Annotated in this window: 11 protein-coding genes; 7 read left to right on the top strand and 4 right to left on the bottom strand. The window is 55.5% G+C overall.

Translation table 11 applies throughout. The annotated features are described in order from the left end of the window. Window positions 1–213: 213 nt before the first annotated feature. The 4 genes from K6118_RS14540 to flbT form a co-directional block, all read right to left on the bottom strand. Window positions 214–1041, bottom strand: a complete 828-nt coding sequence (locus K6118_RS14540; RefSeq protein ID WP_247121212.1) for a flagellin — start codon at window positions 1039–1041, stop codon at window positions 214–216. A gap of 243 nt (window positions 1042–1284) precedes the next feature. Beyond that, on the bottom strand, window positions 1285–2115 hold the full coding sequence (locus tag K6118_RS14545) for a flagellin (protein ID WP_247121213.1): 831 nt from the start codon (window positions 2113–2115) through the stop codon (window positions 1285–1287). A gap of 254 nt (window positions 2116–2369) precedes the next feature. Continuing rightward, window positions 2370–2786 (bottom strand): flagellar biosynthesis regulator FlaF, encoded by a 417-nt coding sequence (gene flaF, locus K6118_RS14550; RefSeq protein ID WP_247121214.1) that lies wholly within the window; start codon window positions 2784–2786, stop codon window positions 2370–2372. Window positions 2787–2819: 33 nt separating this feature from the next. Next, window positions 2820–3209: a flagellar biosynthesis repressor FlbT gene (gene flbT / locus K6118_RS14555; protein ID WP_247121215.1), complete on the bottom strand. Its 390-nt coding sequence runs from the start codon at window positions 3207–3209 to the stop codon at window positions 2820–2822. Between the two features lie 200 nt (window positions 3210–3409). Here flbT and K6118_RS14560 point away from each other — a divergent pair, with 200 nt between their 5' ends. From K6118_RS14560 to K6118_RS14590, 7 genes are all read left to right on the top strand, one after another. Further along, complete coding sequence (locus K6118_RS14560; protein WP_247121216.1) at window positions 3410–5224, top strand: tetratricopeptide repeat protein; 1815 nt, start codon at window positions 3410–3412, stop codon at window positions 5222–5224. A gap of 3 nt (window positions 5225–5227) precedes the next feature. Continuing rightward, a complete protein-coding gene (locus K6118_RS14565) occupies window positions 5228–6094 on the top strand; it encodes an N-acetylneuraminate synthase family protein (protein ID WP_247121217.1) in 867 nt (288 codons plus the stop codon). Then, entirely contained in the window at window positions 6079–7836 is a 1758-nt protein-coding gene (locus K6118_RS14570; RefSeq protein WP_247121218.1) for a cytidylyltransferase domain-containing protein, read from the top strand. Before K6118_RS14565 ends, K6118_RS14570 begins: the two co-directional genes overlap by 16 nt. Next, window positions 7829–8758, top strand: a complete 930-nt coding sequence (locus K6118_RS14575; RefSeq protein ID WP_247121219.1) for a class I SAM-dependent methyltransferase — start codon at window positions 7829–7831, stop codon at window positions 8756–8758. The genes K6118_RS14570 and K6118_RS14575 overlap by 8 nt, the downstream gene beginning before the upstream one ends. 159 nt (window positions 8759–8917) lie before the next feature. Then, a complete protein-coding gene (locus K6118_RS14580; RefSeq protein WP_247121220.1) occupies window positions 8918–10045 on the top strand; it encodes a class I SAM-dependent methyltransferase in 1128 nt (375 codons plus the stop codon). 13 nt (window positions 10046–10058) lie between these two features. Continuing rightward, complete coding sequence (locus K6118_RS14585) at window positions 10059–10868, top strand: transketolase (protein ID WP_247121221.1); 810 nt, start codon at window positions 10059–10061, stop codon at window positions 10866–10868. After that, the gene (locus K6118_RS14590; protein ID WP_247121222.1) at window positions 10868–11827 is read left to right on the top strand and encodes a transketolase family protein; all 960 of its coding nucleotides are present in this window, start codon (window positions 10868–10870) and stop codon (window positions 11825–11827) included. The genes K6118_RS14585 and K6118_RS14590 overlap by 1 nt, the downstream gene beginning before the upstream one ends. Window positions 11828–11830: the final 3 nt, after the last annotated feature.

Consider the following 11830-nt stretch of genomic DNA (forward strand, 5'->3'; position numbering starts at 1 on the left):
TATGCTAGCAAAATTGAGGCCAGAAATAGAAATAGAGTGTTATATTTTTAAGTAATTGATTCTAATGAAAAAAGACAAACTTGGCTCACGCGAAGCTAGGTTTATGTTGTGGGTATAAATTGCCTAGCGGGAAAAATGTGCCTACTTTTCAGCGTTTGCTAGGCAAAAATATACCGGGCTCCCCCATAGGGAAGCCCGGTGATTTTTGAGGCTTTATTGGAAAAGGCGCGTAATTGCCTGCGGAGCCTGGTTGGCAATCGACAGAGCCTGAAGGCCAAGCTGCTGCTTGACTTGCAGGGACTGAAGATTGGCCGACTCTTTAGCCAGGTCTGCGTCAACAAGGTTACCGATACCGATCTGGATGCTGTCAGACAGTTTGCCGACAAACGTCCTCTGCAGCTCAACCCGCTTAGAGCCGGAGCCTAATTGGGACAGAGCTGAGTTGACTTTGGTGATCGATGTGTCGAGCTGGCTTACTACCAAGGCTGCGCTGGTCGCCGTACTGATTTGCGATGTGGCGGTGATGGTAACATTACCGCCCCCCAGCGACAGGTCTTGGGCTGCGATTGTGAGCGTATTGCCGCCATCGGAGTTGGTGATGGCGATAATATCTTTACCCCCGCTCTTCACAACGTTGGTGCCATTGAATTCGGCGTTCTGAACGATGGAGGTAATCTGGTCACGAAGCTGTTTGAAATCATCATTCAATGCAGAACGGCTTGTGGTGTCGAGCCCGGCATCTTTCGCCGCGACAGCCTTTTCTTTCAGTTGAATGAGGAGATCGGAGACAGCTTCGCCAGCAGCAATCGCAACATCCAGGGTGGATGACGCACGGTCAAGCGAGGACTTGGCCGCGTTCAAGCCCGAGACGTCGCCCCGAAGCTTTTGTGCGATCGAGAAGACCGCTGCGTTATCCTTGGATGATGCCACCTTCAATCCCGTGTTGATTGCAGTTTGTACTTTTCCAAGCGACCGATTTGTTGCCGCCAGGTTTTGAAGGGCGGATAAAGCGGGCGCGTTCGTGTTGACTGACAAAGCCATTGTGTGTCTCCTTTTGAGATAATCCTGAGCCTTTCTGCTCTTGGCACCCTAAACAGCAAGCGTCATGCCAAAATAACCTTTTGTTTATAAAGGATAAAATTGATGGCGCCTGTTGCGGGGAGGGGAGAAGATGCCTAGTCTGGGCAAGATTTTCCGCAGGAGGGGCTTTGTGTGGAGGCGATGAGGGGTAATAAGAAGGGCCCCGAAGGGCCCTTAAGTGTGTTGCGGTTTCTTAGGAACCACTTACCGGAAGAGGGACAGGACCGTCGATGGAGCCTGGTTGGCGATCGACAGGGCCTGGAGACCAAGCTGCTGCTTAACTTGCAGGGACTGCAAGTTCGCGCTGGTCTTGGCCAGATCGGCGTCAACGAGGTTGCCGATACCAACTTCGATGCTGTCGGACAGTTTACCAACGAACGTCTTCTGCAGGTCGATACGCTTGGAGCCCGAACCAAGGGCGGAAAGCGAGGTGTTGACCTTGGTGATCGAAGCGTCGATTTTGGTCACTGCAGCAGCAGCGGTCGTGGCCGTGCTGATTGTTGCGGTGGACGACAGCGTAACGATGCTGCCGCTGAGCGACAGATCCTGAGCAGCAACTGTAATGGTGTTGCTGCCGTTAGCATTGGTGATGGCGATCACGCCATTGGCCGTGGAGCCGTCAACAACGTTGGTGCCGTTGAAGCTGGCGTTCTGTACGATCGAGGTGATCTGGTCACGCAGCTGTTTGAAGTCATCGTTCAGCGAGGAGCGGCTGGCGGTATCCAGGCCGGCGTCTTTTGCTGCAACAGCTTTTTCTTTAAGTTGGATGAGCAGATCGGAGACAGCTTCACCGGCAGCGATGGCAACATCGAGGGTCGAGGAAGCACGGTCCAGCGAGGACTTAACGGCGTTAAGGCCCGAAACATCACCGCGGAGCTTCTGTGCAATCGAGTAGACAGCTGCGTTGTCTTTTGCCGACGCAACTTTCAGGCCCGTGTTAATTTGGGTCTGGGTTTTGTTGAGGGCTTGGTTGGTGAGGCTGAGGTTTTGCAGGGCTGCAAACGCACCGGCATTGGTGTTTACTGAAAAGGCCATTTTGTTTCTCCATTCTGAGATGTCTTGAGCTTTTTGCTCACGAAAGCATTTTGCTTCCGCCTCAACATAAGCATGGGCTGTGCCAGTTTTCTGCGGGTGGGGTGTTTTGAAGGGCTAGTATATTGAATTTACATCAAATTTTATGAATGCGCTGGATAAGGCCGTTTTCGCAGAGGGCAAAATAAGATGGGTAATTATTGCCTATTGGGAAAAAAGTGCATTCTTGATGTAGGTAAAATTTGCCTTGTTGGGGCTCAAAGGGAGGAATCGACCGGCTTGGTGTTTGCTGGATCTTGCTGTTGTGCAGCTTCCCTTTGCAGCTTGGCTTGGGCTGCCAGTCCTTCCATGATCGTCTTATTGATGTTGATCAGGTCGTCGACAGATTCCGTGCCGCGCATCACGGCGGAGGAATGTTTTGATACCCATATAGAAAGAGAAATGATCCCCGCGCGCAATTGATCAGGGAGGCTGTTTCCCTCCGTGCCGCAGTCCGTGGAAAGAGTGGACCATAGCCGGCGGTTCCAGTCGAGCGCATCAACCATCACACTGTCACGAATGCCTCGATCGCGAACTGCAATCAGGGCGTTTGTAACTTGAGCAAACAGGCGGTACTCCACCTGGCTCGGTGTTTCTGATGTTTGTTGGGCCTTTTGATACGCTTGATATGACATTCACATTCCCAAAACTTACGATCTGGTGCTGCCTTACGTTGCTAAGCGCTCCTTTTCGAAGGCAAGCAGTTTCTTGCAGTTGATCAAGGCCCGGTAGTAATTCTTTTCCATGACGTCCCGGCTGATTTTGACACATGTCTCAATCGCGTCCGGCGTTGTTATGGCGCTCATGAATTCTGTCATGCGCATAACGAACTCGTCATAGTACCGGCCAGTCTGATCCGCATCCATATACATCAGCATAATCGGAAAATAGATCCGCTTAACTGGTGTATCGACATCTTCCTCCTGCATAATATCCTTCTCGCGAAGGATAGATGCTTTGTTATGGACGATCAAAGTCGCCCTCCTGTCCGCGTTTGCAATTACCGCGCCATTGATGACCAGTTTCTCATCAGGTTTTAAAGAAAGCTTTAACGCCATTCGTCTCTCTCCCGTGCGTCAAAAGCGGTATCCGAGGACTGGTAATTCCAGCTATGTCCATGACGCATAAATGTTTATTGCGGTTACCATACGTGTTTTTAGGGCTTTCGCCAATGAATAGTTTATTGGCCCTCATCTTGCATTGTTGTGTGCCAAGTGCATAATCATTGCCAATAAGCATTATATTGTCAGCAAGGCCGATGGAGATGGGGTTGCCCAAGAGTCGAAAGCATAAAAACGTGCTTAGCCAGCATGGTAGAGAAAAGAGTGTTCTTACCGGCAGCAAGGTTGCTGACAGCGGTGAAGCCGATATCAAAAAGGGCCAGGATGTCCATGGTATCCATGTGCAAACTTCCCCCCAAATTCTGCGCAAAGCTCAGAAAGCCCTGACGGCTGGCGTGAAAGCCAGCAGGAAAGGGGATTGGGCTGAGGCGGTCAAGCATATGACGGTTGCCTGGGACATGGCGCCGAATGACCTCAATATTCTGACGTCCCTTGCGCACTCATTGGTGCAGTTGGGGGTGCGTGAGCAGGCAATCGAGGTGCTGGAGCGGGCGCTGCGCTTCCACGAACCGACGCCTGAAATATTGGGCATCATGCTCGAACTTGCGGTTGGCATGGATTTCAACGATATCGGGATCCAGATCGGCCGTCACCTTGTGGCATTGGACCCTGACACCCCGGGTAACTATGTCAATTTGGCGACGGCTTATCTTGGGGCGGAACAATATGAAGAAGCCATCGAGCTGCTGCAGGCGGTTCTTCCCCGTTTCCCGGAAGAAGCGGATTTGTGGAACGTTCTGGCAAACGTTGTCCGGTTGCGGGACGGTATCGAACAATCCGAAGTATTCTATCAGGAGGCCCTGAAGCACGATCCGAATAACTTCAAAGTCCTCAGCAACTATGCCCAGAACCTTGAACGTATGTACCGGTTTGATGAAGCGCTGGAGATGGATCGGCGGGCAATGAAGGCCAGCCCTGGAAGCCCCGAGCCGCGCTTGGGCGCTTCCATCAACCTGTTCTTCCGGGGGGAAATGAAAGAAGCCTGGGACCTTTATGAAGCGCGTTTCGATCCACGCCGCAAAATTACCCAGAACCTTCAGTACACGCACCAAATCCCGGCCTGGAAAGGTCAAAGCCTTGCAGGGAAAACATTGTTTGTGACGGCTGAGCAGGGGATCGGTGACGAAATCATGTTTGGCAATTATTTGCCGTTCCTATACGACGAAGCCGAAAAATTGGTTATCGGCTGTGACACTCGTTTGGTGTCGCTTTATCAACGCCGTTTTCCGAATGCGGTGGTTGGCGGATATAACGGCGTTGTTCGCCATGGTTACCGGTACCGCTACTTCCCTGAGATAGAGCAGCTTATTGCCAAGGGTGAGCTTCATGTCGATTATTCTGTACCGGTTGCAAGTTGTGCCCAATTTGCATGGCTGAAGACAGAGGATATCAAACCGCATCCGGAAGGCTTCCTGAAGGCAGACCCCAAGCTTTCCAAGAAGTTTGCCAAGCGGCTTCAGGAGATCAGTGACAAGCCTAAAGTGGCACTCGCGTGGCGGAGCGGCAACGTGGAGGGCCTTCGGGCCGCCGGGTATGCGTCTATTGAAGATATGGGGCCGCTCTTCGCCGCCTTGAAGGATAAGGTGGACTTTATCAACGTACAGTATGGTGATTGTCAGGCTGAACTTGATAAAGTCCGGGAGATGTTCGGTGTCGAAATCCACAATTTTGAAGATGTCGACCTGAAGAAAGATATCGAGGCCAATATCGCGATCATGCAAAACTGTGACTTGGCTGTGGCAGGTGCCAGTGCGCCTTGTACATTTGCCATGGCGGCAGGTGTTTCGACGATCATGATTAACCCAATCCGCCCCTGGTGGAGTTTCGGCAGTAAGGATCACGCCCCCTTCGCGCGAGATGGGGCTTTTGTCGACGCGGACCTGAAGCCAGGGGAATGGGGTAAAACACTCGAAGCCGTTACGGAAATGGCTAAAGAAAAGCTGGGGCTCTGATGTATGCCGGTAGCGCCCTTCTTCATCGCCGAAGTCTCCAGTAACCACGCCCGGGACCAGGACCGTTGCCGGGCCTTCATTCAGAAGGCTGCTGAGGTGGGCTGCGATGCCGTCAAGTTCCAGCTTTTTCGTATCGATGAACTTTTCGCCCCGGAAATACTTGCGAAAAGTGAAGATCACCGCCGCCGCAAGGACTGGGAACTGCCTGTCAGTTTTCTGCCTGCCTTGAAGTCTGCGTGCGTCGAAAGCGGTATACAGTTTTCCTGCACGCCTTTCTATTTGGATGCGGTGGGCGAATTAGAACCCTATGTGGATTTCTATAAAATCGCCTCCTACGAGTTGCCGTGGGATGACCTGATCGCCGCCTGTGCGCGCACGGGCAAGCCTCTGGTATTGTCCACGGGGATGGCGACGCTTGAGGAAATCCGCCATGCCGTTACCGTGTTCCGGGCAAATGGCGGCAAAGACCTGACGCTTCTCCACTGTGTGTCGGGGTACCCTGTAAAGGCTGAGGACTGCAATCTGGCGGCAATTAAAACCATCCATGATGTAACGGGCGTACCTGTCGGTTGGTCGGACCATAGCCGTGACCCCGCTGTTGTCAGCCGGGCGACGTCTCATTGGGGCGCGCCGATGGTTGAGTTTCACCTCGACCTGGAAGGCGAGGGCGCGGAATATGCCGCGGGCCATTGTTGGTTGCCGGACGAAATCGCAGCAGTGATTGCGGATGGACGTCGTGGCCTTCTGGCTGATGGTACTGGCGTCAAGGCACCCACCCCGGCGGAGATTGACGACAGGCCATGGCGCGCTGATCCTTCGGACGGTTTGCGGCCGACGCTGGCTGTGAGGAAGCAATGGCAAACAAAGTAATCGCTGTTGTTGGCGCCCGGCTTAATTCAAGTCGGCTGCCGCGCAAGCATTTGTTGCCGCTCGCGGGCGAGCCTTTAATCGCCCATATTTTCCACCGGTTGGCCGCTGTTCCTGGCCTTGATAAGGCGGTCCTCGCCACTACGGCGGATTCCTATAATCAGGATTTGGTCTCATGGGCGGCGGCGGCGGATGTCGCCTGCTATGCCCATGAGGGTGACGTCAATGACCTCATGGGCCGTGTCGATGCCGTTGTGCGCAGGGAAGAAGCGGACATGGTGCTCTATGTCTGTGGGGACAGCCCGCTGATTGAGCCTGTGACCCTGCAAGGACTTATCAATACATTGAAGCAAGATGAAAGCGCCGATCTGGTTCAGTTGGCGGCGCATGAGAATGATGGTGTTCCCATTCATTGCGGTTTCGACCTTTATCGCCGGTCTTTCTGGGACCAGATGATGATGGCCGCGACCGAGCCTTTTGAGCGAGAGCATGTTGGTGCTGTCAGCCGTCATTCCGGCAAAGTGAAACCCAGGTCGATCGCCTTCTTTCAGGATGACCCTGCCTATGCCCGGATAGGGCACCGTATCTCAGTGGATACGGGGCAGGACTACAAGTTCATGAAGCAAATCTATGCTGATTGGTACAGTCAGCATGACCAGAAGGAGCCCGTCGACCTCCTGTGGGTGATAGACCGTTTGCTCAGCGAGCCGGAGCTGCGCGCCATAAATGCCGACGTCCATCAGCGCCGGCCGGAGGAAGTGCCGCCGCATGTAACCCTGCTGACAGAGGCGGGGCCAGATATTGGTCTTGGCCATCTGGTGCGAACCTGCGTGGCGGCGTCGTCCCTGCAAACCTATCTCGGGGCCAAGGTTCATGTCGTGGTGCGGGGCACGCCAGTCGATTTCGAAGATTTATCCCTTCTGCCCCATTCGTGGGTGGAAGACTTTTCAGGTGAAGAAGGGCGGCTTGGCGAAAGCGATTCGGTCATCCTCGACCTGAAAGCGGTTGATGCGGATTGTGAGACGCTCCTGCGAAACCTGCCCGCATCCACCGTGAAGGTCGGGATCGATTTCCCTCTGGATCATGCAGGGCTCGTCGACCTGTGCTGGATGCCGTCCATCCATGTCCCTGAAGCCGTCCAGAAGCATTTCGGGGATAAGCTGGCTTATGGACCCGATTGTTTTCTCCTTCGGCCGACGCCGAAACCATACCGGGCAAAGCACGAAGGCAAATCCGTGCTGGTGCTGACTGGTGGGTCCGACCCGGCGCACTTGTCGGAAACACTGCCGGCTAAACTTCTTGCCGCTATTCCACAGGATGTCCGGATCGATTGGGTTCAGGGGCCTTATGCTGATCCGCCGGTTTTGCCAGGGGAAGGCGTGCCCCTTACGCGCTGGCGTACGCTAAAGGCGCCGGATAACCTGAATGAATTGCTCGCCGGATATGATGCCGTCCTGTGTGTTTATGGCGTCAGTTTTTACGAATGCCAGCAGGCTGGTGTTCCGACGGTTGTGTTTGACGCCATTGGGGCAGCAAAGCCGGATGAATGGAAGGTTGTCTCCGATATGTTCCCGTCCCTGGCGGTGCAAGATGTTGAGGCTGCGGTAGACAGGACCGTTTCCTTGCTTGTTGAGGATAATTCCCGGCATGATCTGACTTTAGCGGACCGCCTGAAGCAAGCCCCTGAGCATTTTGCCCGGAAGGTCGCGGCGCTTATTGCGGAAAGAGGAAAGCAAGATGCCTGATCATAAAGATTGGAATGATGCTGCCTACGGGCGTCATGCGGGCCTCGTGGTATCCAGCCGGGATGGGGCCGACGTGATCGCGTGCGAAACCTGCGGGTTTAAGCATATCGTTCCGCTACCGGACCAAACCAAGCTCAAGGAATTCTATGAGCAGGCTTTCTACCAGTCGGAAAAGCCTGATTATCTGAACCGCAACCAGGAAGATCTGGATTGGCGGACATTGGAGTTTACGGACCGGTTCCTGGAAACCGAGGCTGTCTTGCCTGAAGGCGCTGCACGTCGTGTGCTGGATATCGGCTGTGGCCCAGGGGACTTTCTTGCCGCCGGGAAAGCGCGGGGCTGGGACTGTGTGGGGGTCGAGCCTTCACCTGTCGCGGCTGATTTTGCCCGGGGGCGCGGCCTTGAAATCATCACGGCAGCTTTCGACCGGGATGTTGCGGCTTCCCTTGGCCAGTTTTCCTTCGTCCATATGAGCGAAGTGCTGGAACATATTCCGAACCCGTCGGAACTGCTATCTCTTGCGACAGAGCTTCTGATCCCGGGTGGGGTGATGTGTGTCTCCGTCCCTAATGATTTCAACCCGCTGCAAAAGGCCTTTTGTGCTGAAAGCGGGGCTGATGATTGGTGGGTCGTGCCTGAACATCACCTGAATTATTTTGATTTTCAAAGCCTTGAGGGGCTGATCCGGCAATCAGGGCTTCTGCCTTTTGCACGGTCGACCAACTTCCCGATGGAGGCTTTCCTGCTGATGGGCCAGGATTATACCAAGGCGCCGGACTTGGGGCGTCAGTTGCACGGTCAGCGTAAGAATTTTGACATGACGCTTGGACGCCACGAGCCAGAGGCGCGCCGTGCCCTTTATAAGGCACTGGCTTCGGCAGGGCTTGGCAGGCTTGCGATAATCCTTGCGAAAAAAGGCTAAGCTCTTGGCATAAAAGGTGCTTATTATGCGGGAGCCGGTGTGCCTGACCATGACGGGTCAGGCTACACGGCCAGGTGATGGGAGATAATGCCGATGAGTCGAAAGTATGTGGTAGTTCAGGCCAGTTCGCGGTCATGGCAGGGGGGGCAAGATCTCTGCATGAACCACGTGGATGGTGTGCCTGCTGTCGTGGCCACAGCACGACGGTTTCTGGAGGCGGACCCTTCGACCAATATCATCATTGCCGCCCCTGCCTTTGATGATGGCGGGCCATTTTCAACCCTGTTTTCCGATTTACCGGCGGAGCGTATCTCGCTTGTTTTTGCGGCGGATGACAGCCCGCTGAGGCGCCTGGTCATTGCAACCGAGGCCCTGAATGAAGAAGACCATATCGTCCGTGTGGACGGCCTTCATTTCGCAGTATTGACCGACGCTGTTCTCGAAATGTTGGCGGCAGCTTCTGCTGAGAAGTGGGATTGCGCCAAGTTCCCCGATGATTTCCCGCCCCAGTTGGGAGCCGACATATACAAGATTGGGGCCTTGCGGCGGCTCTTGGCGACAGCACCGGATGGCGCGTTTCAGGTCCATCCCAAATACGCCATGTTCGCCGACCCTGAGCATTTCACATGCAGGCACTTCCCAGCGCCGGATGTCTCGGATGATTACCTCCGCCAAGCCCGGGCCCAGGCCGAAACCGTATATTTCATTCCGCGCATGGATGTTACCGATAAGGCCTTGGAAGTCGGCAATCAGTTGACCTGGCATTATCAGGAAGCGCTGAAATATTTACCTGGCAGCGGCCGGGTGCTCGACATCGCCTGCGGTGACGGATACGGCAGCCGCCTGATGGCCGAAAACGGTTATGAGGTCGTGGGTGGGGACCTGGACCCTGAGATCGTTGTCACGGCGCAAGGCCGGTCCAAGGGCATGAAGAACGCGCCTGACTTTCGCGTCCTCGATGTGACCAAGCTTGCCCTTGAAGATGCCAGCTTCGATGCTGTGGTCAGCATGGAAACGGTCGAGCATGTGGATGATCAGGCGTATCTCGCAGAAATATGCCGGGTCCTGAAGCCGGGCGGCACATTCATCCTGTCGACGCCGCAGAATTCCCTTGGCCATATTCCGGTGAATGCGGAACATGTCCGTGAATATAGCCTCAAGCAAATTCAGGAATTATGTCAAACGCGCTTTGACGTCGTGCAGACGATTGGTATTAAGCAGGGACGGGTGGTTATCCCCGACAGTCCTCTCGGCACGAACACTCTTCTCGTGTGTAAAAAGAAATGAAAGACACGTAACAATGACTGATCTGGAACAGCGGGCGCGGGACATCCGGGCAGGCGCCGTCAAAGCGGTCCATGCCGCGCGCTCCGGCCACCCCGGTGGCAGCCTGTCGATCGCCGATATGCTGGCCGTCCTCTATTTCGATGAAATGAATGTCGACCCCGCCAAGCCGGACGCGCCAGGGCGTGACCGCTTCGTGCTGTCGAAAGGCCATGCTTGCCCGGCGCTTTATATAGCGCTGGCGATGAAAGGCTTCTTCCCGATGGAAGAGGCGCTGAAGCTCAGGAAACTTGAAGGCTTCATGGAAGGTCACCCGGATGTCCGTATCCCTGGTGTTGACGCACCGTCCGGCTCGCTCGGCATGGGCTTGAGCCAGGGCCTCGGCATGGCCATCGGCGCCAAGCTGCAGGGGCTGGATTTCCGCACCTATGTCATCGTCGGAGACGGCGACATGCAGGAAGGCAATAGCTGGGAAGCCATCATGTCCGCGGGCTTCAAGAAGATGGACAATCTCGTCGCTATCTATGACGCCAACAAACTGCAGGGCGATGCCCCGGTTGAGACCCAGTTGGACCTCGGCGATGTCGCGGCCAAGGTGGCGCCGTTCGGCTGGCATGTCATTGAGCTCGATGGTCACGATATCGGGGCACTGAAGGCGGCACTGGCGGAAGCCCGCGCGACCAAGGGAAAGCCCACGTTCATCGTCGCCGATACGGTCAAGGGCAAGGGTGTCAGCTTCATGGAGAATGTTCTTTACTGGCACGGCAGTGTCACCATGAGCGACGAAGAACTCGCCAATGCCTTGTCTGAGCTGGAGGACGCTTGATGACCGATCTTGAGTTTTGGCCCATGGGGGCAGAGGTTTCGGTACGTGACGCCTTCGGCCGCGTGCTGGTTCATATGGCTGATGAGCGCAAGGACTGGGTGCTTCTGGACGCTGACGTTGCGGGCGGCACGGGCGCCAAGCCCTTGGTGGCTGCGCACCCTGACAGGGTCGTCCAGTTCGGGATCGCCGAACAGAATATGATGGCGGCCGCAGGCGGCATGGCGGACACCGGGCTTATCCCCGTGGTTTCCACCTTCGCGGCTTTTGGCACCATGCGCGCGCACGAACAGTTCCGTACGGCCATTGCCTACCCGAACCGCAACGTAAAACTCTGCTGTTCCCACATCGGCCTCGATGTCGGGCCGGACGGGGCCACGGCCCAGATGCTGGAGGACCTGGCAACCATGCGGGCCGTGCCGGGTGTGACCGTTATCAGCCCGGCTGACGCCAATGAATTCATGCAGGCCTTTGAGGCGATCCTCGATCATGACGGCCCGGTCTATATGCGTATCGGCCGTAGTCCGACGCCGGTGGTGACCGATAGCGCGGCACCGTTCAGGATCGGCAAAGCCAAGCGCCTCAGGGAAGGCAGCGATGTCACTGTCGTTGCGACCGGGGTGATGGTGGCCCGTGCGCTGAAGGCTGCTGAGGCGCTGGCGGCTGAAAATATTTCCGTCCGCGTCGTCAATATGGCGTCGATCAAACCCATCGATACCGATGAGCTGGTTGCCGCCGCGCGGGAAACCAAAGGGATCGTCACCGCCGAGGACCATAACGTCATCGGTGGCCTTGGCGGCGCTGTCGCCGAATGTCTGGCAGCCCACCATCCGGCGCGTGTGCGCTTCGTGGGTGTGCAGGACCGGTTCGGGAAATCGGGCGAACACACGAACTTGCCCGCGGCTCTCGGGATCGCGGCGGATGATGTGGCCGCTGCTTGCCGCGCACTTCTGAAGGATTAATCC

Origin of the sequence: Kordiimonas marina, from assembly GCF_023006325.1 — a bacterium.
Classification (GTDB): domain Bacteria; phylum Pseudomonadota; class Alphaproteobacteria; order Sphingomonadales; family Kordiimonadaceae; genus Kordiimonas; species Kordiimonas marina.